Here is a 24,410-nt window from a genome sequence, read left to right on the forward strand (position 1 = left end):
ACAAATCGCCACTGGCGCTCTCTGACGGGGCCACCATATTGATTACCCAGTAAGTTACTGGGTAACATACTGGGTGACCACCCCGCCCGATTACCTAAGGATCCGACGATGTCAATAAAGTTCGCGCTACTCGGACTCCTCGATGACGAACCCTGCGGTGCAGGGAAACTCCGGCAGCGCTTCGAAGACCGCACACAGGGGATCTGGCCGATGAACATCGGGCAGGTCTACCAGACGATCCAACGACTCGACCGCGACGGACTCATCGAGAAAACCGGAACCGACACCACCTCCACCCGCCCCGCCGACATCTACACCACTACCGGGGCCGGACGTGCGGCCCTGGAGCAGTGGTGGAACGAGCCGACCCTCCGACCCCGCAACGACCGCGATGACCTGGTCATCAAGATCGCTGTCGCGACCGTCATCCGGGGGGTGGACAGCCGGGAGCTCATCCAGCGGCAACGCGAGGCCACGATGCAGGAGCTCCGCGAGATCACCCTCACCAAGGCCTCGATCCCCCCGGCCCGCACCGCGGAACGTCTCCTGCTCGAACGCCGCATCTTCGACCTCGAGGCCGAGGCACGCTGGCTCGACCACATTGAAACCCTCGCCGACCCGGAAGGCCTCCGATCATGACCACCTCCCCCATCCTCACGCTGGAGAACGTCACCCGACTGCACTCCGACGGCCCCAACACCATCGCCGCCCTCGAGAACGTCAGCCTCTCCGTGGCTCCCGGCGAACTGGTCGCCGTCATGGGACCGTCGGGCTCCGGGAAGTCGACCCTCCTCAACGTCGCCGGGACCCTGGACGCCCCGGACCACGGCCGCGTCATCATCAACGGGCGGGATACCGCAGGCCTCTCCCCCACGGAGCACGCCGCGATCCGCCGCCGTGACGTCGGATTCGTCTTCCAGTACTACAACCTGGTCCCCACGCTCACCGTCGCGGAGAACGTCGCACTCCCCCTCGAGCTCGACAACGTATCCCGCCGCGAGGCACGCGCCGCCGCGGTCGCTGCGCTGGCGGACATCGGCCAGGCCGAACTCGCCGACCGCTTCCCCGCCGAGGTCTCCGGCGGCCAGGCGCAACGCGTCGCCATAGCCCGCGCCCTCGTCGGTCAGCGTTCCCTGCTGCTCGCCGACGAACCCACCGGCGCTCTCGACACCACCACGGCGGAATCGGTGATGGCACTCCTGCGCTCACGTATCGACGCCGGCGCAGCAGGCCTGCTAGTCACCCACGAACCACGCTTCGCCGCCTACGCCGACCGCACCATCTGGCTCCGCGACGGGCAGCTCGTCCAGCCCCGCACCGGGAGGGACGCCCGATGAACGCCTGGCTCACCTCCGCCCGGATCGCCCGGCGCGACCTGACCCGCCACCGGTGGCGTTCCCTCGCCGCCGTCCTCCTGTTCGCCCTGCCCGTCATGGCGGTCCTCGTATTCACGGGAGCCGTGCTCAGCGAGAGAACCAACCAGGGGACCGATCCCACCGGCGGCTACGACAGCGTGTGGCTCGATCACACGCCCTGCACCGCCGGGGACGACCTCTGCGAAGGGCCCGATGCCGCCACCGTCGCGAAGACCGACCGTCAGCGGATGTCCGAGAACCTCGGAATGGACCCCGGCACCCCAATCGCCACCTTGGACACCGAGGTCCGGATATCCACGCCCGAAGGCACCAGCTTCAACCGTACCGCGACCGCGCTACCGGACACCGTCACCGGAGCACCGCAACCCGGTTCCTTCATGACCTGGGGACACACCGCGAGAGGCCTCGGTCTGGAACCCGGTGACACAGCGACCGTCACGGTTCTGGACATGTCCGGAGACGCACACACCCGTGAACTCACCTACGTCGGCCCCACCCCCGGCAGCACCTTCCTCTCCCTCGCCGACGTCCCGGGGGCACGGATCATCGACGATCCCGCCTTCACCGGTGCCCCCGAGACGTCCCCGTGGCAGGTCAACTATCTGATCCCCCCGGGACTCACCGACCGGACCGCTGATGGTGAGGTCTTAGAACGGGCCGGCCGCACCGGTGTCGACATCAGTTTCCGAGCGGCGCAGGGTGAAAAAACGGCCCCCATTGCCCGGGACATCCTCCGGGGACTGACCAGTGACAGTGCCCTCCTGAACTGGATACTGCTCACCTTCGCACTCCTGATCGTCATAGCCGTCGTCACGCCAATCTTCGCGGTCGCTGCCAGACGTCAGACTAGGCTCATGGGTCTGCTGTCGGCCACCGGCGCAGCGCCGACGCATCTGCGCCACGTGCTGCTCATCCAAGGGCTGATGGTCGGCGCCGTGGGTGCGGTCCTCGGCAGCGTGCTCTCCCTCCCCGTCGAACGGGTGCTGATCGGGCTTACCGATCCCGGGTCCGCGGTCTACTGGCCCTGGGACCTCGCACTCCTGGTCATCATCACCTCACTGATCGTCGGTGTCGGAGCCTCCCTGCTCCCCGCACTACAGATGGGGCGGCAGGATCCGGTTGTCGCACTCCGTGGCGGACGCAGCACCAGGATCCGCCGGTTCTCCCGGCCCATGATCATCGGACCAGTGATCATGCTCATCGCCGCATGGTGGGGCGTCACGGCCGACTCACCGTTCATCCACGCCCTCACCCAACCTCTGCTCGGATTGGGGCTAGTCCTGTCTGCCCCTGTCCTACTCTGGGGGACAGCCGCCGTCGCCGCACGATTCCCCCTCCCCGGGAGACTCGCCTCACGCGACGCACTACGTTCCATGACGAGGACCGCTCCCGCAGTCGGAGCGATCGCCGGCATCACCTTCGTCTCCACCACGTTCCTCAGCATCCTGTGGCTCCCGTCGACCGTGTACGAGGGCGAGAACAGACTCCCGGACGACGCCGCACTGTTCACCACGACAGGCGCGATCCAGCTCACCCCCGATGCCGCACACCGACGCATCGACGGGATCCTCGATGCGCCCCGCACCGCACAAAGCGACATCCTCACCCCCGAACCAGGACTGTGGAACACCACTGACTGGGAGGGGCTCGCCGCCGCCGGCAGCGCGACCGCCGACGACGAGTTCTACCTCGACCCCCCACTGTTCCAAGACTGGAACGCCCATGGTCTCCCCGGCATCCACACCAACGTACTCATTAACGACGGCTCAGCGGTCACCGCACTGGAGGGACTCACGGACAGACAACGCGCCGCGATCCGCACGGCGCTGGACAAGGGCGAGATCGTCGTCACCGATCCGGACCTCACCGTCGACGGTCAGGCGGCATTCGGCAGAGAGAAGCGACGGAACCACGAATCCCCGTCACCCCGGGAAAACGAACACGCCACGCAGACCGTGAACACAGGTGGATTCGCCCACCGCGGCGTCACAGCGACGGAGGAACCGCGGAACCACGAGGTTCTCACCCACCCGGCGACGGTCATCCCCCTCGACGGCCCCGGTGTCTGGCTACTCACCCCGGAGACCGCCACCGAGATCGGCATGAGAACCACCTACGCGGGCACCCTGGTGCGTACGTTCGACCCGATCAGCACCCTCGACTCCTTCCGGATGAGCACGGAAGTGAACAGGGACCAGCCGCTCCGGGTGGAAACGGCCAACGAACCGCCCTACCAACAGTTGACCTGGATGATCCCACTACTGATCACCTGCCTGATCAGCTACGGCATCGTGGTACTGCTCATGCTGCTCACCGCCGCGGAATCCCGCAGGGACACCGATGTCCTCACGGCGGTCGGTGGATCACCCCGGGTCCTCGCCCGGTACGTCGGCGCACAGGGCCTGATCATCGGACTCGGCGGAACGATCTCGGGAACCCTGGCCGCCTTCATCCCCGTCCTGGGCGAGATGCTCGACGGGGGTGGGAACGGTTTCCTGGAGGGGGTCTTCCACCAGGTCAACGCCGTTCAACGGTGGACCGACCTCCTGGCCACCCTCATCGGCATCCCGCTCCTCGCCTGGGTCACCGGCCTGGCCATCGGTACCTGGATCGCCAGGCACCGACGTCCGTTAAGCGAGCGGCGGGACTAGGGCAGCGCCGTGAACCGGACGACCACATGCACAACACTGCCCCGGAACGCTGATGAGCGTTCCGGGGCAGTGTTGTGCAGATCAGCGGAAACCGGGACGCCCACTGTCCAACAGCAGCTCAGTGGTTTCGAGAACCCGTGAGCTCGTTCCACCACTTGACAATAGGCAGATCATGCAGCCATGCCAGAGCTGAATTTAATCCGACGAGTACCGTGGACATGCGGAAACCCCATCGGAATACTGACCCCAGATCAAAGACTCCGTCGTGCACACTCGACCCCACACTCGATCCGGCATAAAACTCTGAACTCCCGACCGGCTTTTCCTCCCCCGCCGACACCGTGAAACTGGTTGTGTTCTGAACTCCCGGATAATCGGTCGTTTCGTCGGAAGTCTCCGGGATCTCGGCGTTGACAATAACCGTCACGGGGGACGCTCCCGCAGGCAGTGGCTCCACCACATACCGCGCAAAAGCGTACCCATCCTTGTCGGTCAACACAGGATCGAGATCTTTATTCGCGACCCTGAAGGTCACCGGTACTCCGCTCACCGGTCCTTCCGGACCAGAGACCAGAGCAACAAGTTGGATGCTCCGTGGTGTTCCATTTGAAATGAGATCTGCTTGCTCACCCACAGTGAGCGTACGCTGCACATTATTTCTACCTTGCGGCAGAACTCTCAGCACACCCGTCGCATCGGGCCCCACCAGGACATGGCCGGACTCTTTCCCGCTCGTCAGGCGCGCCCGCAGACGATGATCAACCGGCTCACCGTTAATTGCCACGCTATCCACGCTCACGGGTATTACTGCTAGACCTTCCGGATTCACCGGAACCTCTGCCTTCTTCACGAGATCCAGGTACAACGCAACATTGGTACCGTCAGGGATCTCATCCTGTCCTTCGGGGAGAGCGACCTGAACAACAATGTCCTTCTCCAACGTCGAACCGTTCGACTCCAACGGAGCGACAGGCAATATGGATAGCTCCGCCCCAACCTTCGTAATACCTTCTCGGAGATCAACCTTCGGAAGAACCTGCTCAAAGGTTCTGTGCACCGTGACAGCATCGTTTTCCGGCCCAATTCTCCAGGTCACCGTCGGCTGATAGTAGCCTCTTTCACTATCTTCAGCAGTGACCGTATGCCGGGCATAACCGCAATTCTGAACGGAGTTCGCCGGGAAGGTCTTCCAGCGGCAGTTTTGCGGCGCATTATCTGGATCGAAGAATTCAAGCTCACCATCGGGAATTATCCCGATCGGGTGATCAAACGGGTTCGTAGCCCGAAAATTGTATCGGATAACATCTCCCGCCTTTTTCACATCAGCAGCATTCAGTACTGAAGGATCGATGGTCACCTGTTTCTCGGAAGATTCAACTCCATCCACGACATGGACCCGGAAGTGACCCTGCTTGAACAAGCCATAATCTTCAATACGGAGAAGCCCATCTACCTGTCCAGTGGACACATTCTCAGGAGCGGTGACAGTAAACTCCACCGGAACTGAAGAACCAGCAGGAATAGTCACGGAAGAGGTCTCGGTCACCCATCCGACAGGAAGATCGATCTCAAGTTTTCGATCAACAATATCGTCATCAAAAGGGTTAGTCAGCAGCGCAGAAACCGAGATTGTTTCCCCAGGCCGAACAATGGGTGACTCCACCTCGGACCCCAGACACGATGCCCCCAACCACGGCAGATTGAAACGGGCAAAGTGAATACTGTTACTGTTCCCCCTGTTACTTCCCTCAAAAAGAAGACCGACAGAGCCATCCGGGAGCGTCGCCATCGACGTGTACTGAACATCATTCGGCCGAAATTCCTTCGCCACCGGCCACGTCTGTCCATCATCACAACTCATCCTGACGGTACCGGCCTCACGTGCACTGGGTCGACGCCGTATTACTAAACAACAACACCTTCGCCTTTGCGGAACCCTCCGGGGCATTAGGGAACGCACGAATGATGGAGGCATTGTTCCGTGGATCCGGAAGTGAATAGTCCAACGTGGGCTCCGACCATGTCACACCACCATCACGGCTGTAACTGATCTTGCGATAAGTCTCGTTGCCCGCAGATGAACGAGAATTATTCATCAGCGTTCCGTCGGAGAGTTCAACAATCTTGTTCTCATCCATCGACACGCCCCACGGGGTTCCCGCACACCAGGTCTCCCCATAATCATCGGACAACCATGCCACCGCCTCATAGTCACCGGATTCGGTGACAACCATCGCTGGCTGAACCAATCGGCCCGCATGCTCCCCATACTGCAGCTGAATACCGTTACCCGACGTCGCAAAGCGTGACCGCCACGGGTTCTCCCCTGTCACTTCTGCGGTAGTCACATTATCTGCATTCCATGTGATCCCACCATCCCCACTCCGCGCGTACGCGGCATGCAGAACTGATCGATTATCCGGATCCGTACCCGGTATTGATCCCTGAAGCCCCTGCTCAAAGCTCTTCACATGAAAATTGAAGACACGTCCAGTTACCCAGTCCACAACCACCGAAGGATCTGAGAATCCCTGGGGCACAATCGGATCACCAGCAGCGACTGTTTGCTGATCCCCCCAGGATAGTCCACTGTCTCCAGATATTCTCTGGACAACGCTATTCGGCTGTGGCGCATCCGCACAATTATCCGGACGGCCATCCCATGAAGCCAGGACATTTCCGTTAGGCGCCACTCCGAGCGAGGGAATGCGGTAGCAATTGAATCCATCATTGCCCCCCTCCGCTAGAGTTTTCTCCTCATAAAAAGGCTTAACAGCGAGATCGGCATCACTGTCAAATCCACGAACACTCTGGTGTCCCTCCCCAACCTCAACCGCAAACGTCGGAATCGCAGCAGAGGTGACCACCACGGCAACAGCACAGGCCATACCCACAAACCTGGCTGATGTTCTTCTTTTTTCCATGCACTGCTCCTATTGCAGAAATTAAACATCATTCCTGTGCTACCCCTTGAGGAAATACCACACAGGCACCACAACGGTGATCCCAATTGGGCCGTCACAGCTAAATGAAATCCTAGCGCATAGATAATATCATCAATTCCGCAGCTCAACCGCCCAAATAAAGAGAACTGAATAGCAACACCAGTTCCGTAATTATCAGGAATTGACCCCGCAAAAAATAGCCCAATTGAAGCAGTTCATACGCACACCAAAAATCCCACAACCACAGGACAGAAAGCCTAGAAACGCATACCCTCTAACTCCAAAAGCCCACGCTTAAACGTCAAACCCCCGGCAAAACCGCCGATGCCCCCACCCGACGCCAACACTCTGTGACAAGGCACCAACACCGGCAGCGGATTCGAGGCACACGCCGACCCCGCCGCACGAAACGCCCGCGCATTACCCGCCAACTCCGCAAGCTCCGCGTAACTCACCGTCTCCCCGAACGGAATCCCCCGCAACGCCGCCTGCGCCCGCTGCGTGAACGTCACCGGCTCCGGCACATCCAACAACACCTCAAACACCTGACGTTCCCCCGCCAGATACTCCCCGATCTCCCCGACCGCCTGTGTAGCGTGACGCGCCGCCACACCGGAACCAGGACGGTCGTCGATAAGCGCCCCGCGGAACAGCACCCGGCGCACACCCGCATCACCGGCAACCACCGTCAACGGGCCGAACGGAGTGTCAAGCGTGCGCAACGCGAACATATCCATTGGCCAGACACTACCCGCCGGTAGCATGGCCACCATGAGCGAGACACCCGACGAACCCCAGGTCATCCACGACGACGCAACCGGACGTGACTTCGTCGTCGGCGGCACCGAAGGCGGCCTCGACGAAGAGGGACAGCTCGAACAACTCACCTGGTACATCAACCAACACCACCCTGCACCCGACTGCACCCCGCCCTGGGCCGGCGGTATCAGCGACCGGCCGACCTGCGATGACTGGGCCGCACGCCTACCTGACCGGCTCACTCACGCCGCCATGCTCATGCTCGGCACCGCCGCCGGACACCGCATGCCCGGTGTCGACTACCTCGGCGGGGTCACCGCCGAGGATCTTCCCGGGATCGGTGTCATGTTCACCCCCTCCGAACCCACGGGAGACTGGGCAGTCAGCCTCCACGGGGGCGGGTGGTGGCGCGGCGCCGGAACCTGTCTCGACAACGCCTGGCGGCCCGGAGTCGCCGCCGTGGCGGAACTGTCCGGAACAACCATCATCGACGTCGACTACCCCCTCGCACCCGAACACTCCGTCACCGCGATGTGCGCCGTGACCCGCGCCGCCATCGCCCACGCCCGCCAACAAGGTGCACGGCACGTCGCCGCCTGGGGTGAATCCTCCGGTGCAGCGCTGGCCACCCTCGTCGCGGACGACGTCGACAAGCTCCTACTCACGCGCCCCAGCCTGCACCTCGGCGGACTACCCGACACCGTGCGCGGCGACGCCGAGATCCCCGACCCCGCCACCTGGCCGCGCACCCTGATCCAGGTCGGTGAACAGGACACCACCGTGCCGCGCTTCCGGTGGGCGGAACACGTCGCCGAGGTACTGACCTATACGGCACAACACACCATCGTCACACCCACCGTCGCCCGGAAGATGGCGAAGGACGCCGCGAACTTCCTCCGGAGATAGGACAGGGCCGCTCGGGGGCGGTCGATGTCCGGCGGGCAAGCTCCGGGATGGTCCCGGCAGACACATCCACGGCACGGGTCGCCGCCCGCACCAATCCGCCGGGACACCAGGTGCCGAAGGCGGGTCGCCGGTTCCCCATCACACCGTCTTCGGACCCGGCTTCGCCTCTACAGCCATTCACCGGGGCGTCGTCAATGCGTGCCAACACCCCACCTGACAAACGGAATCCTGGGAAAACACACCTCACCAATACGTGTTAGCACGCAATAACGAGAACCCGGGGCAGATTGCTCCCCACAACAGCCGGGGACCAACCGGCATCGCCAGTACGTGCAAACACCACAGAACCCGGAACTCCTCCTGGGGAAACAGCTCTCACTAGTGCGTGTTAGCACGTAACAACGAGAACCGAGGCAGCAGAAAACCCGGGCGGCCCAAGGGGTGCCGCCCGGGTCCCGGGGTATCGGTCAGCTGTCGAACTGGCTGAGGTCGATGCCCTGTAACGGGTCTGCCTCGTTGCCCTCTTCCACGAGCTCATCGGCCTCGCACAGGGTGAGCGTTGCGCCGGTGGAATCGGCGATGATCAGCATGGTGCCGAACTCGGCGTCGAAGGGGCCGCGGATGATCTCCCCGCCAAGTTCGGTCACCTTCTCCGCCGTCGCGGCGATGTCCTTGACACCGAGGTACGTCTGCCAGAAGCCGGGAACCTGCGGCGGGAACGTGCCCTCCGCGTCCCAGACTCCCGCGAACGGGGAACCATCGACATCAATGAGGGTGTAGCGGGCGCCGTCCTCGTCGAGCCTGCGGACGGTCCAGCCGAACAGTTCGGTGTAGAAGTCGACGGCGCGGTCGTAGCCGCTGGTAGCGGTGAGTTCGTGCCACACGGAGGTGCCGGGTTCCCCACCGGAGACGAAGCGTTCCTCTCCGGAAGGCTCGATCACACCGAACATCGCACCCGCGGAGTCCACGAGAATAGCCACCTGCCCGAGATGGACCTCGAAGGGCTCGGTGAGAACGGTGCCGCCGAGTTCCCGGGTGCGGGCAACGGTGGAGCTAATGTCGCCGGTGAGGAAATACGTGATCCACGTGTCGGGCTGCGTCGCCTCCTGCGGCTGTTCGATGAAACCTGCGACGGGCAGGCCCTGGGCGCGGGCGAGCCGGTAACCGGGGGCGGCCTCCTCAACGTCCCATCCGAGGATCTCAGCGTAGAAGTGCGCGGTTTTCCGCATCTCGGAGGTCGTGAGGTCGATCCAGAACGGCATACCGTCCTGCGCCATGAACGCGGGCATTACATGTTCCTCCACTTTTCGGGGTCGAAGTCATCGTTGGCGGTGGCTTCGTCGAAGAAGTCATCGTCATCGTCGCTGGGCGCGGCGACGCGTGCCGACGCTCCACCCACTGTCACAATGTCCCCGACCCGAAGGGTACGACCCCGCCGGGTGTCGGCCTCACCGTTAACCGTGACCTCACCGGCGGCGATCGCTTCCTTTGCCGCACCCCCGGTGTCCACGAGGTTGGCGAGCTTGATGAACTGCCCGAGTTTGATTGTGTCGTCCCGGATCGCGACGTCGACTGCTTCCATACGTCCCAGTGTACGGGCGTGGTCAGTGGTACCTGGCACTGTCCGCCCGGTTGCTGTCCTAGGTGAATCGCACCGCAGTTCCCGTGGCGGCGACGAGCAGCATGTTGCCTTGTCCTAGGACGGCATACTCGATGGACACGCCGACGACACCGTCGGCGCCGAGGTCGATAGCCCGCTGCACCATTTCCCCGAGAGCGGATTCGCGGGCAGCCGCTGCTTCCTGCTCATATCCCTGGCTACGCCCACCGACGATGTTTCGGAATCCGGCGGCAAAGTCCTTCAGCGCGTTGATACCGACGATGGTTTCACCGGCGACGACACGGATGTAGTCACCGATCTCGCGTCCCTCAATGGTCGGGGTGGTGGAAACGATCATGGCCTGTTCTCCTTGTGATGGTGGTGTGACTCATCACCGAGTGTAGGGATATCGACGTGACAGCGTCCGGTATCAGATGAGGCGCACAGCGGTACCGGTCAACATGATCTCGACGTTCCCGATACCTCCGGAATACGGGTGACTGACCTGGAGTCCGAGAATCGCGTCAGCACGCAGCTCAGCGGCTTCCTCACGGAGCATGTGGAGTGCCTTGTCCCGCGCTTTGAGTGCGGTCTCGGTCTTCTTCGCCTCGCTGCCACGCAGAGTGTAGGCGGCACCGGTACCGGTGACGACGCCGAGATACTCGTAGACCTCTCGCCCGGCGACAGAGTCCGTGGTGGTGATGATCATGGTGTGAGCCTCTCGGAAGGATACGGGTTCAGTGCGCGAGTCTAGACCGCTGTGGCGACCCCGTGCAGGCCTTCGAGGAGCATGTAGGCAGCAATCAACGCGAAGACCACACCGCTGACCAGATCGATCAGGGGGGCGTTGCGGATGATCCGTACGGCGAGGGTTCGGACTGCGAGGGCGAACCCGACGAACCAGGCGACCCCTGTGACGGTCAGGATGAGCAGGATCGTGACCCCCGCGATGAGACCGCCCTCCGGGTCGACGAACTGGGCGAAGATCGCGGCGAAGAAGAGCACCGCTTTGGGGTTGGACAGATTGGTCGCGAGACCGGTGCGGAAAGATGCAGCCGGTGCCGTGGCACGTTCGACGGTGGTGGTGCCCGCACGGTTCGCCCACACCCGGGCACGCTCCTTTCTGCCCGTAATTCCTACCCGGATGGATTTGACCGCGATCCACGTGAGATAGCTGCCGCCGATGATCTGCAGGATGTGTAGCAGGCCCGGGTGAGTGGTCATCAGAGCGGACAGACCGATGAGGCTGGCGACGATCCACAGGGTGTTGCCGACGCAGATACCGAGTGCGCACCACACCCCGTCCGCCCGGCTGCGGGCACCCAGCCGGATGATCTGGAGGGTGTCTGGGCCGGGGCTGACGATCGCCGCGATCCAGACAACGAGCAGGGTGGAGAGGGCGGCAACAGTCATGTGCCAGATGTTACCGCCCGGGATGGGCCGTAAAGACGGGGATCACACCTGGTCGGTCGGCATGATGAGCATCGTGTCGATGTTGACGTGCGCCGGCATGGACGCGACCCAGCGGACGGCTTCGGCGATGTCGGCGGCGGTGAGGTTGATTTTCCCGTCGTAGACGCTGGCCGCACGCTCGGTGTCGCCCTTGAAGCGGTTGAGGGAGAAGTCGGTCTCGACGCGCCCGGGATCGATTTCGCAGACCCGCAGTGGGGTGTCGGCGGTCTCGATACGCAGAACCCGGGTCAGCGCGGCGACGCCGTGCTTCGCGGCGTTGTATCCGCTGCCGCCCGCGTAGGGGACACGGGCGGCGATCGACCCGATGTTGATGACCTGCCCGTGTGACCGCGTGAGACGTTCCAGCAGGGCCTTGGTCACGCGCAGGGTACCGAGCACGTTGACCTCATACATCCAGGTCCAGTCCTCGATCTCGGTTTCAGAGACGGGGTCAAGGCCCAACGCACCACCAGCATTGTTGACCAGGAGGTCACAGCGTTCAATGTCGGCGGTGAACTCCTGCACACTCGCATCATCGGTAACGTCCAGGTGGCGGGCGATGCAGCCGGTCCGCTCGGCGAGCGCCTCAAGCTTCTCCATACGTCGCGCCCCGGCAATGACCGTCCACCCGTCGGCAATCAGCGCCTCAACGCAGGCTTCTCCGATACCTGCGGATGCGCCGGTTACGACGGCGATCCGGCCCGTGTTTCTTGATGTGCTCATGGGTTCATTCTGCCAGCGTCTCGATCGAGTGGACCCCACCATCATGGAAAAGCCCCCAGACATGGGGATACTCTTCACCCCACCATATCCACATCAGTCACTGTCAATCGCTGGCCCCGGTATCCGTGGATCTGACGTGGGCAGGATGATCAACACTGGAACCCTGGATAACTGGCCGGGGTTCCCTCCATGTATTCCTCGCCCGCAGTGATCCAGCAGGTGTCAGGCACACAACCACGTGACGAGGCTTCCGCATCATTCTTCGATGAGGCCGGATGCTCCCCTGATTCGGTTGTCCACCATGCCGACGGCCTCCATGAGCGCGAAGCAGGTGGTCGGACCGACGAAGGAGAATCCAGCCTTTTTCAGCGCCTTGGCGAGAGCAAACGACTCCGGGCTGGTGGTGAGCTGTTCAGCGGCCGAGTCGGGTGGCGTCCATGCCAACGGGGTGAAGGACAGCACCAGCCGGGGTAGCCCGCCGCTCTCCCGGAGGACTAGCGTGGCGCGGGCGTTGGTGAATACAGCGCGGATCTTTGCGCGGTTCCGAATGATCCCGGAGCCAGCCAGAAGTCTGTCGGCGTCCGCGTCACCCCAGGTGGCGAGCACCTCCGGGTCGAATCCCGCGAACACCTCCCGGAAGGCGGGACGCTTGCGCAGGATGGTCTCCCACGACAGTCCCGCCTGGAACCCCTCGAGACAGATGCGCTCGAACAGTCCCTGTTCATCAGTGACGGGGCGGCCCCATTCGTGATCGTAATAGTCACGGAGGAGATCGGAGGTGCAGGCCCATTTCGGCCGGATCCTGTCATCCGCCCCGAGGACAAGACCCCGGGCGGCGAGATCGTCGGTGTCATTCATGGCTTCACCCTAGGACACCGGTTTTCCCGCAATCGACGGCCGACACCGCCCCCTGTGGACAGACACCTCGACAACCCGGTTCATCCACAGCCCGGTCAAGCGGTGACCTGGCGGATCGTGATGTTGATGCGACCCTCGGTGAGCCCGCAGTTGTCCGGCGTGGTGTCCGCGATCAGGCGGGGCACCCCGTGGAACGCCAGGCGCGCGGGCCCACCGAAGATCAGAGCGTCGCCGGATTCCAGCGGGATGTCCCGCCAGGGGCGGGTCCGTCCATCCACGGTGGCGATGCGGAAGATCGCGGCAGCTCCGATGGAGAAACTCACCACCGGGGCATCACTCAGTTCGGTGTCGTCACGGTGCATCCCCATCCTTGCGCCAGGTGGGTAGTAATTGATCAGTACGGCGTCGGCGCGGTAGTTCTCCACCCAGGGATCGAGTTCCGGTGCGTGGCGGGCGGCGGCGGAGAGCGCACCACGAGCGAGATCAGAGAGGAGGTCCGGAACCGGTGGAACAGGCGTTCCGTCCGGGGTGCGGGAGCTGTAGCGGTACGGGTTGGTGTGGAACCAGAGCCCGAGCGTGGTCATCCAGACACTCATCTGCCCGCTGCGCAGGACGGGTCGGCGCATGGCGGCCGGTCCGCGGGCGTGGGCACGGGCGCCGGTGACCAGACGGGACTGCGTGTCGGGAGCGAGCCAGGAGGGCAGGTGGACGACTCCGGGGATGATGCGGGTAGGTTCGCGGGGCAGCGCACCTGGTTCGAACAGTTGTGCCATGAGATCACCGTAGCAGCGCCCGGTGGATACACTTCCCCCGTGTCCACCTTCGATCTGACCCGCATCGGTGCCAGGCTTGCGGCGGCGCGAGCCGTCGGTACGCTCGGTGACGCCCTGGCTGGCACCGGGGCTTGTGTCGTGCAGGCCCCGCCCGGCACCGGTAAGACCACTCTGGTGCCGCCGGCCCTGGCGAACATCACCGGAGGGACGGTGGTGGTCACCGCACCCAGGCGGGTGGCTGTCCGCGCGGCGGCGAGGCGGCTCGCCCACCTGGACGGCTCGCGGCTGGGTGACCGGGTGGGTTTCACGGTGCGCGGTGAGCATCATGCGGGGTCGCGGGTGCAGTTCGTGACGCCGGGCGTTCTGCTGCGCCGACTCCTGGCGGATCCGGAACTGGCAGGTGTGGATGCCGTCGCCCTCGATGAGGTGCACGAACGCCAACTGGACACCGATCTGCTGGTGGGCATGCTCACCGAGCTGCACCAGTTGCGTGACGATCTGGTGCTGACCGCGATGTCGGCGACCATCGACGCCGACACGTTCGCTGGTCTGATCGGTGGCCCGGTGGTGTCCACCGAGGCAGTGACGCACCCGCTCGACGTCCGGTACATTCCCGGCGGTACGCGGCTGGGTGCACGGGGTGTGGAGTGGGCGTTCCTCGACCACATGGCCCGGGTGGCCGTGGACGCCGTCGCGGAACTCGAGCATTCGGCGCTGGTGTTCGTGCCCGGCGCGCGGGAGGTCGACCGGGTCGTGTCGACGATCCAGGGACTCGCCCCTGGCGTGCCGGTGCTGCCGCTGCACGGACAGCTCGCCGCTGCGGTGCAGGATGCTGCCCTGACGCCTGCGGACCGGCCGCGGATCGTCGTCGCAACGTCGATAGCCGAGTCCTCGCTCACGGTGCCGGGGGTGCGCACCGTCGTTGATTCGGGGCTCGCGCGGGTCCCGCGGCGGGACACTTCACGCGGCATGACGGGCCTGGTGACCACGACGTGTGCCGCATCCTCGGCGGACCAGCGGGCCGGTCGCGCCGGTCGTGAGGGCCCAGGAACGGTACTGCGCTGCTACGAGCCCCGCGTGTACTCGACGATGCAGCCACACATCACACCGGAGATCGCGACGTCGGATCTGACGCAGGCCGCACTCCAGTTGGCGTGCTGGGGCACACCCCGCGGTGTGGGGCTGCCGCTTGTCGACGCCCCGCCCGCCGCAGCTATCACGGAGGCCGAGCAGGTGCTCCGACGCCTGGGGGCGGTCAACGCTGATGGGGCTGTGACGCCGTTCGGGCGGAGGCTGGCGGGTATTCCCGCCAGTCCCCGGTTGGCACGGGCGCTGCTGTTGACCGTTCCGCTGCTCGGCGAGCGGGCGGCGCGCACGGTCGCACTGCTCGCCGATCAACCCCGTGGGGACGTCGCGGCTCAGGCCCGTGCGGAGCGGGGGCGGCTCGGCCGGGAGGCCGCTCGGTTGATGCGGCTGGCCCGCGGCGCGGAGGCCGAGTCGGATTATCCGACCACGCATCCCGAGGGCCTGGTCACCGCGCTGGCGTACCCGGAGCAGGTGGCCCGGAGAACCGGCGGCGACTGGTTGCTGGCCAGCGGTACCCGGGCGACCCTCCCCGGCGGTACGGGTCTGGATGACGCGGAGTGGCTGGCCGTCGCGGAGGTCACCCGCACCACGGCGCGGGAGGGGCGGACCGGTGCGGTGATCCGGGCGGCCGCCCGGCTGGACGAGGAGACCGCCTTGGCCGTGGTCGGCGTGTCGGAGACCGTGACCGCGACTCTCGAGGGTGGGCGGATCCGGGCCCGGAAGGTCCGCAGCGCCGGGGCCATCGAGCTGAGTTCGACCCCGACGAGCGTCGACAAGCGGCACGCCTCGGAGGCGATCGCGGAGGGGCTACGGACCGATGGCCTGGGGGTGTTCACCTTCTCGGCGGCGGCGAACGACCTGCGCCACCGGCTCGCCTGGTTGCACACCCACGTCGGCGATCCGTGGCCGTCGGTGGCGGAGGGGGAGCTGCTGGCGAATCTGGATGCCTGGCTGGCTCCCGATCTGGAGCGTATCGCCCGGGGCACCCCTCCGGGGACGATCGACATGCACGCCGCACTGCGCCGACTGCTCCCCTGGCCGGAGGCGGCGCAGATGAACGAACTCGTGCCCCAGCGCCTCACCGTACCGAGCGGGAACAGTCACGCCATCGACTATTCGGGGGAGAAACCCGTCGTGGCCTGCAAGCTCCAGGAGTGTTTCGGCCTCGCGGAGTCACCCAGGATCACCGGGGTCCCGGTGCTGTTCCATCTCCTGTCACCGGCGGGACGGCCGCTGGCGGTGACCGATGATCTGGCGAGCTTCTGGTCCGGGCCCTACAGCGGGGTGCGCGCGGACATGCGCGGCCGCTACCCGAAGCACCCGTGGCCGGAGGATCCGTGGACCGCGACCGCGACGGCGCGGACGAAGCGCCGGATGTGATACCGACACCTAAGCTATCTACGAGACGAACTCAGGAAGGAAAAGATCGCCGAGATCACACCACCGAAGATACTGAGAACCGCTAAAACCTTCATCAAACTTGAGAAAATATTCTCCGATTTTAGAGAACTCGTACCGTGGAAAGAACTCGTATCGTCTGACTGGACCGGTGGCTCCGCATCAGTCCGGTACGAACTCAAAGACCATTCACCTAGCGCGTAGTCGAAAACTCTCGCTCCATCTTCAGACATCACCTCAATATCAACACGATCGATTCCAACGTTTCCAGCCGAATCAAATACCCGAAGTTCAACCGTGTAAGAACCAGGCGTGGAATAGACATGGCTAATGTCAAAAAGATCGTCCCAGCTTTCGAATTTTTCAACTGTGCCGTCGCCAAAATCAATTGTAGCTGACATTCCGCCCGTCACGAAGACTTTACTTAACGCACCACTCATCGGTACCGTTTCCCCGACAGCCATAAAACCTGGAATGGAAAGAATCGCTTCCGGGCTAGATTCCAAATTCGCTGTAGCCGTAATGATCGCGTCCGCCGACTGCGCATCCTGGTATGACACGACTACACCACCAGTGAAATCAATGAGATCCTTAATCGAATTCGCCATATCAGGATTATTTGTTACAGCACTAATCCGAATAGGTTGCGAATTATCACTTGCCAAATCCTCAGACCCAACCTGGATCGCTCTACTCATGCGATTTTCACCGTTGGCCGACCTATTGATTCCCAGAATTGGCGTCAAACAACTCGAATCCTTCGAATAACCACCTGGATTTCTCGGCCACTGTTCAGCGCCAAACGTGAAACTGTTTGCCGAACTGCGCGCTTTTAACGCCTCCAGAGTCAAACCGGTACGACATTCCGGATCGTGAGCTGGTTGATCGCCTATGACCAATATGTCTCGAGTCCTCGGCACGGACCAATTCGCTTCTTGAGCCAATGCTATACCAGATAGCATATCTTCAGGAAGCTCTTCGTCACCACCATCCGCTGACAGCGCCTGGAGTCGCTCGTTGAAGATTGAAAAATCTTTAGTCAAGGGGACCACTACTCGCGCCGCTGTGCTTTCCCCATTAACATACATGGGGCTATCCCAGTCTTTATACTCAACTAATCCGATACGTGAATCGGGATTAGTCGAGAGGACTTTCTGACCAATTTCAGCAGCATTTGCCTTAGCTTCTGCGATGTCATCCCACATGGACCCAGTCGTATCAATGACAAACATGACTTCGCGCGGTGGCCCAACCTCGACGCTTCCTCCCGGGGTGCCACTGTTTTCATCCGATTCATCGTCTTCCCTGTAGAGCGCAGAATGAAGGGCTTCTAAAAAGCGCTTTTCGTAAGGTGCTTTGGCGGCATCTTCTTTAAAGTAATCACCATGAGCCCCGCCATTCGTCTCGACCAGATCGCGGATTCTTGGCACCGTGAAATCGCAGATTAGATCATTATCAATACAATAATCAACGACGTTTTCATTCTTGATATTCCGAAGAAGATCTGAGCGCACTTTACTTCTTCCACGGAAGCTGTCAGCCGCCTTTTGTGCGCTTTCTCCAGCACCCTTAGATAAACCAAGCCGGTCAGCACCTTTAGCAAGTAGTACAGCCATATCTATATATTCATTGGTTTTTCTTAAAAGCGGAATTAGATCTTGAAGCATGCGAGAGCCATCATTGCGAACTACAAAGACCCCTTCGCCTGTATGCGCATCTCCAATATTATATTGGTCGTTTTTTACACGGAATGGATTGCCCATATAAGCGGATCCGTCAACATATCCAGCTTGAGTGAGACCTTTTTCTGCAGAAAGCAGCGCTATGGTGCCCTGCGAGTATCCAAGGGTTGTTACCGTCGGCTCGCAATTGTTATCTCTTTTATAGCGTGCGATTTTGTTGACCGCCGCAATCGTCCCCTTGCTGGCTGAGCTGCGGACCGTTTCACCGAAAAGTGCAGTTTCCCCAGGAACAAGTGCGCTTTTCAAATTGACCGCAATAGCAGGGTACTCATTGTCGTCAAGGGCCATAATCTCAACACCCTCTAGGTCTCCAGAATTATCGAGTTTTTTGATAACCCTGTCAATCATGTTCCCTTGCCAGCCGCTCAGATATTCTCCGGTAGATGCTGTTCGATCATCGATTCTTCCTTCCCCACTGCCACGAGCGATGAGCAGTATGGGCTTACTGCAGATTTGGTCAAATCGACCATCTGCCGCTTGGGCGCCGACCGTTTCCGGCGTAGCCACTACCATCGTTGAAATGATCGCACATGACCCGAAAATTGAGAGTATTTTTCGGTAGTTTCGTGTGAGCACGGCTTCTCCTAACAGAAGTTAATTTTATTTCTCGCAAATACGACACTTGTTTGTCTAACGGTAGTGGCGGATTTTCTTTTTTGCAAGTGATACTTTTTCTTCCAAGAAACCACCAATTTAGATGGTATCTAAAATAATGGCTATTCAACACAAAGAATTCGCCCACTCGCCCATAGTTCACAATCTATGCATGGAATCCGCGCGGACATGCGCGGCCGCTATCCGAAACACCCGTGGCCGGAGGATCCGTGGACCGCGACCGCGACGGCGCGGACGAAGCGCCGGATGTGACGGTACGAATGGTACAGCGCCCGGGAAGCCCATCCGGGGGTGCGTACTGGTAATAACCGGATGGGGCTGATAGACCTGAAGGTGCGCCATCACCGCTGAGCTGGTGAGAGACCGCGATCCCGCAGGAGCACCCACCAGCCCGCACGATCGGAGGTACCTCCCATGCAGAAGCCGACCACCCAGCTCTACATCCTGTGGGCGATCACCGTTGTGGCCGCGGTTCTCCTCGCCCTCCAATCCTTCATCTTCTTCCCGATCCCGCTCGTCGCGGCGATCGTGGCCTACCGGAAGATGCGGCGCGTCCCGGAACTCCGCACACAGTTCCTCATCGTGCTGTGGGTGAACATCGTGGTGCTCATCGCCCTCGGCGCCTACGTCGTCATCACCTTCCCGATGGGCAACCCCGCCGCCGCCTGATCACGTCCACTCCCCCGACCACACCGAGCGACACCACCGCCACGGCGACACCGGCGGTGGTGTCGCTCAACCAGTGCACCCCCAGAATCAGCCGACTCGCCGCCACGACCACGGTCACGGTGACCGCGACGAACACAGCGGCCCACCGCCCGACACGGCGCAGCACCGGCCAGAACACCAGCACGAGGGCTCCGGTGAGGACCGCCGCACCCGTCACGTGTCCCGACGGGAACGCCGCCGTGGGCTCCACCGCGAGCCGCCACTCCACCGGCGGCCGGGCCCTCCCCACCACGGGTTTGAGCAGATGGGTCACCACCTGGGCGAGGACGACCGCGCACCAGAACCGCACGGCGGTGGCCCGCCCGAACCGGCGAAGGAACAGCACCGCGAGGACCGTAGCGAACACCAGGACATGCCAGGGCCGGAACGCCTCCGCAAGAACCTCACTAACCGCCACCATCCACGGTGCGCGGTGGGCGACGAGCCACTCCCCGAACGCGACGTCGGGAACCATCAGCCACCGAGGATCTGGGTGTACGTCAGATAGCTCGACATCACGATGACCATGCACAGCAGCGCCGCACGGATGAACCCCGTACCACCGCGCACCACCGTGCGGGCACCGATCTGCGCACCCGCGATGTTCGCCACCGCGAGCACCAGGCCGAGGATCCACCAGATGTGACCGCCCACAGCGAACACGACGAGCGCCCCGACGTTCGTCGCCGTGTTGACGACCTTCGCCAGGGCGGCGGACGTGAGGAAGTTCTGGCTCAGCACACCCGTGAACACCATGATGAGGAACATGCCGGTGCCCGGCCCGAAGATGCCGTCGTAGCCGGCGATCAGCGCCACGGCACCGACCGCGATCAGACGCCGTACGCCTTTCGGCGCCTCGCGTGCGATACCGGTGCCGAAGCTCGGGCGGAGCACCACGAACACACCCGCCGCGACCATCAGCACGATCACGATCGGCCGCATGAGGGACTTGTCGATCGCACTCGCCGCGAGCGCACCGCCCGCGGAGCACACGGCGGCCACCGGCACGAACCGGATCACCAGGGACCGGTCCACACCGACCTTCCGGCACAGTGCGAACGCCGCCGACGCCGTCCCCGACACCGCCGCCAACTTGTTCGACGCCAGCGCCGTCACCGGGGCCAGCCCGGGGGCCACGGCGAGGATCAGCGGTATCAGGATCAACCCGCCACCACCGATCACCGCGTCGATCCAGCCGGCGACACCCGCGCCCGCGATCAGGATGAGCCACGCGGGCAGGGCGAGATCCATGGTCACCAGCTTTCTCAAGGGATCCGGAAAGGTGACTGCGGTCACCCATCAGGGCTGGATGTCAAATGTACCCGGATCCAATCCGTACGGTTCAACGATGGGCACAATGGACGGTGGAAACCCGATGACCGGCGGAGAGGAGAGCCCGTGCACGCCCCGCGCATCGACCGCCGGTGGCTTGCCGTCGTACCGTCGACGCTGATCCTCGGGTGGGTGTTCACCCGCATCGGGCTGCCCGCGGGCTGGGTGATCGCCTCGATCCTCGTCGCCGCCACAGCAGCCGTCGCCACCGGCCGCAGCATCACTCTCTCCGGCCGCGCGTCCCGGGCAGCCCGCGCGGTGATCGCCATCCTCGCCGCGGCACCGCTCACGGCCACGCCCGCTACCCAACTGGTGAATTATCTCATCCCCGGGCTCGTCGTGTCCGCCGCGACCATCGGGATCGGTGTCACCGGCGGTCTGCTCCTGCACCACGCGCACCGGGAGATCAGCCGCTCGACGGGTGTGCTCTCCATGCTCGCCGGTGGCGCCTCCGTCATGCCGTTCCTCGCCCGGGACATGGGCGCCGACTACCGCTACGTCACCCTCACCCAGTACCTCCGACTGCTGGCCGTGATGCTCTCCCTGCCGCTCGCGGCGATGCTCATCGGCTTCGACACCCACCCCACCGCCGACACGGCCACAGACTTCTCCTGGATCGGCCTGCTCGTCCTCCTCATCATCATGGCTGTGGGGCAGCCCGTGGGGACCCGGCTGCACATACCCGCACCATCGATACTCGGGCCGATGCTGCTCACCGTCCTCGCCCACACGCTTCTCGACGACCGGCTCACCCTCACCCTCCCCGGAGCCGTCACCGCAGTCGCGTTCATGGCAATCGGCTGGATGGCCGGCGGGGCACTATCCGTCCCAGCGCTGAAATCCTTCGCCCGGACCCTGCCCGCCACACTGCTGTTCATCACCGCCCTCATCGCCGGCTGCGCCGCCACCGCTCTACTGCTGACCTGGTGGCTCGACATCCCCTACCTCGACGCGTACCTCGCGACCAGCCCCGGCGGACTCGAGACCGTCCTCATCATCGCCGACGAGGCCGACTCCGGGCCCGTCGTCGCCGCGGTCCAGATCATCCGACTGATCGGCGTACTGATCCTCGCAAGCTGGATGCCACAGGTACTACACCGGATCGCACGCGTCCGCCACCGGGACTGAACAGGCTGGACGATAGGCCAGCACCGTATGACCGCCACTGGCCGAAACAACAGCCTGGCAGTTCTGCCGGACGAACCGGTGGTGGTCGGTGTTCGCGAAACTCTGCCGTGGGAAGCACAAATCTCCTCGGGCTGCCGGTCCATGATGATTTCATTCGGTGTCGTTCACCGCCGACGTGCCGAACCGGGTGTTGCTCAGGGACGTCTTCGGCCACCGGACTGCTTGAGGCACGACTCATCTTTATGCGGTCAAGGACGTATTCTCGGGGTTGGATCGTGGACTACCGGATGACTCGCGGGTGGAAGACCTGGCTCGCAGCCGCCGCCTTCGACAAAGCCATCACCAGGCATCGTGTCGAGGGGCATGGTCGGCGCCACCGAGGACAACGCCGCCATGGAGCGCTTGTTCGGACTGTTGCAGAACACCGTCTTCAACTGGTGCCGGTGTGCCACCCGTGATGAGTTGCGGATCCCAGTTGTCGCATGGATTGAACAGACCTACCACCGCGGAGCAGAGACAGAAACGGCTCAGACAGTTGACCCCATCCAGTGAGACAATCATGGCGACCGCAGCCAACCAGGCTGGACAACCACTGTCACCCGTTTCTGCGGCAGACACCCTCACTAATTGTCGTCAACGAACCTTGAAAATGGTCACCTTTCGAAGGGAGAAATGATGGGGTTAAAGGTGCGGGCAGGTGAAAAGAATCGTGTTACATTCGCTCCAGGAGGAGGAAAAGCATGATTAGCTCTAAAGTTTCAAAAATTATCGTTTTTCTGGCCACTTGTGTGCCTGGGCGCATGTAGCGCTTCCCATAATCGAGAGCCTTCTTCGGAGTCTTCTTCTGGAACACCGCTTCCCCCTAGTCCATCTGTAGGGAGGGAATCGTCCGCTTTGAGTCAAGAAAGCGCTTCTCAAGTTCCCCCAGAGGAGGCCGTGGGGTCAGGAATAACGGTTGTCGATCCATCTTCCGGAAGAAGTTGTGATTCCACTGCTCAAAACCCACTTTCTGAAGTGGATTCTTTGCCGATTGTTTCTTCCGGCGGGCAGCAATTTTCCTTCACCATCACCGAGGATCACTTCGATCCGTGCGCACCTCTAAGTTGGGCCGTTCTTGCAGGTGGTGTTGGGACAGGTAATTCTCAGCGTCAAGGAGTGGTATTTTTCCGGGCGGGGAGAACAATCGCCGACCCAGCTCCCTTGATGGAAGAGAAAGTTATTGGAGTAACCCCACTCGGCACCGACTCGGTCAAGGTTTCTTATGGGGTTCTTGATGGTCCACGAGCCGCCGGACACTCTCTTCCCGGGTCTGCAGTGTTCACCCTAACCCCGGAGGGCTCTCTATTGATTTCCGAAAACACGCTTCCTTCCACTGCCGATGAAGCTGGACTCCAGTTGGACGTCCGTAATCTAAATCTATAGGACTCACGCGGCGAGGCCCGGTCGACACAAGTAAAGGTTGTATCAACCGAGCCTCCTTCAGGATGACCTGCTATCGACGGAATTTGAGCACCCCACGATCCGACCCGAGTAGACATCCCTTGATTACACAGAGGCAGAGCTTGAGCACCCGAGACCTCCACCGCCACAAGTAACCTTGCAGCGGCCAGCTCAATAACCTGTGACAGATATCCCGCCGACCCGACACTAAACCTCGTCGCCTTACTCAAGCAGCCGGATCCACTTGCGCGCTTCGCACAACCAGACCACTTCGGCAAACCTGTCCGGACTTAGCGCCCCTCGCCGAGGTCGGCACGACGCATCCATCTCCACGGCATCATCAGGTGAACACCAAAGTCTTTTGCACTCTGCTCGATCACCACTCCCGGCTCGCGGTTCCTCGTCACGCGCACAACATCGCCACAGAAACTCACTCGGGGAGGACTGAGACCCAGCAACATCCTCCCAGTCTCACCCCACGAGCAAGCCAGACCAGATGCCACCTACCCGAGCAGCAAACCCACCCATGGGGTACACAGACAAACAACTCGAAGCACTCGCAGCCACCTACAACAACGGCGATCCCGTGGAAAACCTCGACCCCACAAGCGGCACCCCAGGCGCATACGCATGGGCCCTCGACATCATCGACAACCCAGAAGCCCAAGCACGCCGCGAAAACCACACCATCCTCGAAATCATCCGCGAAGCACGCAACCGCTACCTCGAAGAAGAACAAGACGCCTAACAGCAAAATTAGGCACACCTACCCACCACAAAGGGGCGAAATGGATTTTCTTTCATCATCCTTGACGATGTGGCGTAGCACACTCACAGTAGTGGCAAGTCACGGACATTGTCCACCACCTCTGGAAACCAAGCGCCACACGGCAGATCGGTTCACCGACCGGGACAGAA

The 24,410-nt window shown here is 62.4% G+C and carries 25 protein-coding genes; 11 read left to right on the top strand and 14 right to left on the bottom strand.

Annotation, left to right across the window (positions count from 1 at the left end; all coding sequences use genetic code 11):
• Nucleotides 1-108 precede the first annotated feature (108 nt).
• From JDV76_RS01790 to JDV76_RS01800, 3 genes are read left to right on the top strand one after another with little or no spacing between them, the layout of a single operon-like run.
• Nucleotides 109-639 carry a PadR family transcriptional regulator gene (locus JDV76_RS01790; protein WP_198735138.1) on the top strand — a complete coding sequence of 177 codons (531 nt, stop codon included), beginning with the start codon at nt 109-111 and terminating at the stop codon, nt 637-639.
• Nucleotides 636-1,337 (top strand): ABC transporter ATP-binding protein, encoded by a 702-nt coding sequence (locus JDV76_RS01795; RefSeq protein WP_198735139.1) that lies wholly within the window; start codon nt 636-638, stop codon nt 1,335-1,337. The genes JDV76_RS01790 and JDV76_RS01795 overlap by 4 nt, the downstream gene beginning before the upstream one ends.
• Nucleotides 1,334-4,027 carry an FtsX-like permease family protein gene (locus JDV76_RS01800; protein WP_198735140.1) on the top strand — a complete coding sequence of 898 codons (2,694 nt, stop codon included), beginning with the start codon at nt 1,334-1,336 and terminating at the stop codon, nt 4,025-4,027. The genes JDV76_RS01795 and JDV76_RS01800 overlap by 4 nt, the downstream gene beginning before the upstream one ends.
• Nucleotides 4,028-4,145: 118 nt before the next feature.
• On the opposite strand, the gene JDV76_RS12430 is transcribed toward JDV76_RS01800, so the two are convergent.
• From JDV76_RS12430 to JDV76_RS01810, 3 genes are all read right to left on the bottom strand, one after another.
• On the bottom strand, nt 4,146-5,858 hold the full coding sequence (locus JDV76_RS12430) for an NEW3 domain-containing protein (RefSeq protein WP_248140735.1): 1,713 nt from the start codon (nt 5,856-5,858) through the stop codon (nt 4,146-4,148).
• Between the two features lie 46 nt (nt 5,859-5,904).
• The gene (locus JDV76_RS01805; RefSeq protein ID WP_232958711.1) at nt 5,905-6,951 is read right to left on the bottom strand and encodes a sialidase family protein; all 1,047 of its coding nucleotides are present in this window, start codon (nt 6,949-6,951) and stop codon (nt 5,905-5,907) included.
• 278 nt (nt 6,952-7,229) lie between these two features.
• Nucleotides 7,230-7,709: a methylated-DNA--[protein]-cysteine S-methyltransferase gene (locus tag JDV76_RS01810; protein ID WP_198735141.1), complete on the bottom strand. Its 480-nt coding sequence runs from the start codon at nt 7,707-7,709 to the stop codon at nt 7,230-7,232.
• 34 nt (nt 7,710-7,743) lie between these two features.
• Between JDV76_RS01810 and JDV76_RS01815 the strand changes: the two genes are divergently transcribed.
• Nucleotides 7,744-8,637 carry an alpha/beta hydrolase gene (locus tag JDV76_RS01815; protein WP_232958712.1) on the top strand — a complete coding sequence of 298 codons (894 nt, stop codon included), beginning with the start codon at nt 7,744-7,746 and terminating at the stop codon, nt 8,635-8,637.
• Between the two features lie 467 nt (nt 8,638-9,104).
• Here the strand turns inward: JDV76_RS01815 and JDV76_RS01820 are convergent, their stop codons facing one another.
• The 8 genes from JDV76_RS01820 to JDV76_RS01855 form a co-directional block, all read right to left on the bottom strand.
• The gene (locus JDV76_RS01820) at nt 9,105-9,926 is read right to left on the bottom strand and encodes a VOC family protein (protein ID WP_198735143.1); all 822 of its coding nucleotides are present in this window, start codon (nt 9,924-9,926) and stop codon (nt 9,105-9,107) included.
• Nucleotides 9,926-10,219 carry an RNA-binding S4 domain-containing protein gene (locus tag JDV76_RS01825; protein ID WP_198735144.1) on the bottom strand — a complete coding sequence of 98 codons (294 nt, stop codon included), beginning with the start codon at nt 10,217-10,219 and terminating at the stop codon, nt 9,926-9,928. The genes JDV76_RS01820 and JDV76_RS01825 overlap by 1 nt, the downstream gene beginning before the upstream one ends.
• A gap of 58 nt (nt 10,220-10,277) precedes the next feature.
• Nucleotides 10,278-10,595: a YbjQ family protein gene (locus tag JDV76_RS01830; protein WP_198735145.1), complete on the bottom strand. Its 318-nt coding sequence runs from the start codon at nt 10,593-10,595 to the stop codon at nt 10,278-10,280.
• 72 nt (nt 10,596-10,667) lie between these two features.
• A complete protein-coding gene (locus JDV76_RS01835) occupies nt 10,668-10,946 on the bottom strand; it encodes a heavy metal-binding domain-containing protein (protein ID WP_198735146.1) in 279 nt (92 codons plus the stop codon).
• A gap of 41 nt (nt 10,947-10,987) precedes the next feature.
• Nucleotides 10,988-11,650, bottom strand: coding sequence for a LysE family translocator (locus JDV76_RS01840; protein ID WP_198735147.1), 663 nt, complete (start codon nt 11,648-11,650; stop codon nt 10,988-10,990).
• 42 nt (nt 11,651-11,692) lie between these two features.
• Nucleotides 11,693-12,412, bottom strand: a complete 720-nt coding sequence (locus JDV76_RS01845; protein ID WP_198735148.1) for an SDR family oxidoreductase — start codon at nt 12,410-12,412, stop codon at nt 11,693-11,695.
• Nucleotides 12,413-12,667: 255 nt separating this feature from the next.
• The gene (locus JDV76_RS01850; protein WP_198735149.1) at nt 12,668-13,270 is read right to left on the bottom strand and encodes a DNA-3-methyladenine glycosylase I; all 603 of its coding nucleotides are present in this window, start codon (nt 13,268-13,270) and stop codon (nt 12,668-12,670) included.
• A gap of 95 nt (nt 13,271-13,365) precedes the next feature.
• Complete coding sequence (locus tag JDV76_RS01855) at nt 13,366-14,043, bottom strand: alpha-ketoglutarate-dependent dioxygenase AlkB family protein (RefSeq protein ID WP_198735150.1); 678 nt, start codon at nt 14,041-14,043, stop codon at nt 13,366-13,368.
• Nucleotides 14,044-14,082: 39 nt separating this feature from the next.
• On the opposite strand from JDV76_RS01855, the gene hrpB reads away from it, so the two are divergent.
• Nucleotides 14,083-16,509 carry an ATP-dependent helicase HrpB gene (gene hrpB / locus JDV76_RS01860; protein WP_198735151.1) on the top strand — a complete coding sequence of 809 codons (2,427 nt, stop codon included), beginning with the start codon at nt 14,083-14,085 and terminating at the stop codon, nt 16,507-16,509.
• A gap of 14 nt (nt 16,510-16,523) precedes the next feature.
• Here hrpB and JDV76_RS12850 read toward each other — a convergent pair whose 3' ends face one another.
• A complete protein-coding gene (locus JDV76_RS12850; RefSeq protein WP_198735152.1) occupies nt 16,524-18,845 on the bottom strand; it encodes a PKD domain-containing protein in 2,322 nt (773 codons plus the stop codon).
• A 156-nt stretch (nt 18,846-19,001) separates the two neighbouring features.
• Between JDV76_RS12850 and JDV76_RS12985 the strand changes: the two genes are divergently transcribed.
• Both JDV76_RS12985 and JDV76_RS01875 read left to right on the top strand, forming a co-directional pair.
• Entirely contained in the window at nt 19,002-19,136 is a 135-nt protein-coding gene (locus tag JDV76_RS12985) for an ATP-dependent helicase C-terminal domain-containing protein (protein ID WP_376992997.1), read from the top strand.
• Nucleotides 19,137-19,298: 162 nt separating this feature from the next.
• Entirely contained in the window at nt 19,299-19,553 is a 255-nt protein-coding gene (locus tag JDV76_RS01875) for a hypothetical protein (RefSeq protein WP_198735154.1), read from the top strand.
• Here the strand turns inward: JDV76_RS01875 and JDV76_RS01880 are convergent.
• Together JDV76_RS01880 and JDV76_RS01885 are read right to left on the bottom strand one after the other, a co-directional pair.
• Nucleotides 19,519-20,067, bottom strand: coding sequence for a phosphatase PAP2 family protein (locus JDV76_RS01880; RefSeq protein ID WP_198735155.1), 549 nt, complete (start codon nt 20,065-20,067; stop codon nt 19,519-19,521). The two genes, JDV76_RS01875 and JDV76_RS01880, sit on opposite strands and share 35 nt — an antisense overlap.
• Nucleotides 20,067-20,843, bottom strand: coding sequence for a TSUP family transporter (locus JDV76_RS01885; protein WP_198735339.1), 777 nt, complete (start codon nt 20,841-20,843; stop codon nt 20,067-20,069). The genes JDV76_RS01880 and JDV76_RS01885 overlap by 1 nt, the downstream gene beginning before the upstream one ends.
• Nucleotides 20,844-20,990: 147 nt before the next feature.
• Here JDV76_RS01885 and JDV76_RS01890 point away from each other — a divergent pair, with 147 nt between their 5' ends.
• From JDV76_RS01890 to JDV76_RS01905, 4 genes are all read left to right on the top strand, one after another.
• Nucleotides 20,991-22,052 (top strand): AbrB family transcriptional regulator, encoded by a 1,062-nt coding sequence (locus JDV76_RS01890; RefSeq protein WP_198735156.1) that lies wholly within the window; start codon nt 20,991-20,993, stop codon nt 22,050-22,052.
• 351 nt (nt 22,053-22,403) lie between these two features.
• Nucleotides 22,404-22,604, top strand: a complete 201-nt coding sequence (locus JDV76_RS01895) for a hypothetical protein (protein ID WP_198735157.1) — start codon at nt 22,404-22,406, stop codon at nt 22,602-22,604.
• 342 nt (nt 22,605-22,946) lie between these two features.
• Nucleotides 22,947-23,474 (top strand): LppP/LprE family lipoprotein, encoded by a 528-nt coding sequence (locus JDV76_RS01900; protein WP_198735158.1) that lies wholly within the window; start codon nt 22,947-22,949, stop codon nt 23,472-23,474.
• A gap of 544 nt (nt 23,475-24,018) precedes the next feature.
• Nucleotides 24,019-24,240, top strand: coding sequence for a hypothetical protein (locus tag JDV76_RS01905; protein ID WP_198735159.1), 222 nt, complete (start codon nt 24,019-24,021; stop codon nt 24,238-24,240).
• Nucleotides 24,241-24,410: the final 170 nt, after the last annotated feature.

It is taken from the genome of Corynebacterium marambiense, from assembly GCF_016342275.1.
Taxonomy (GTDB): Bacteria; Actinomycetota; Actinomycetes; order Mycobacteriales; family Mycobacteriaceae; genus Corynebacterium; species Corynebacterium marambiense.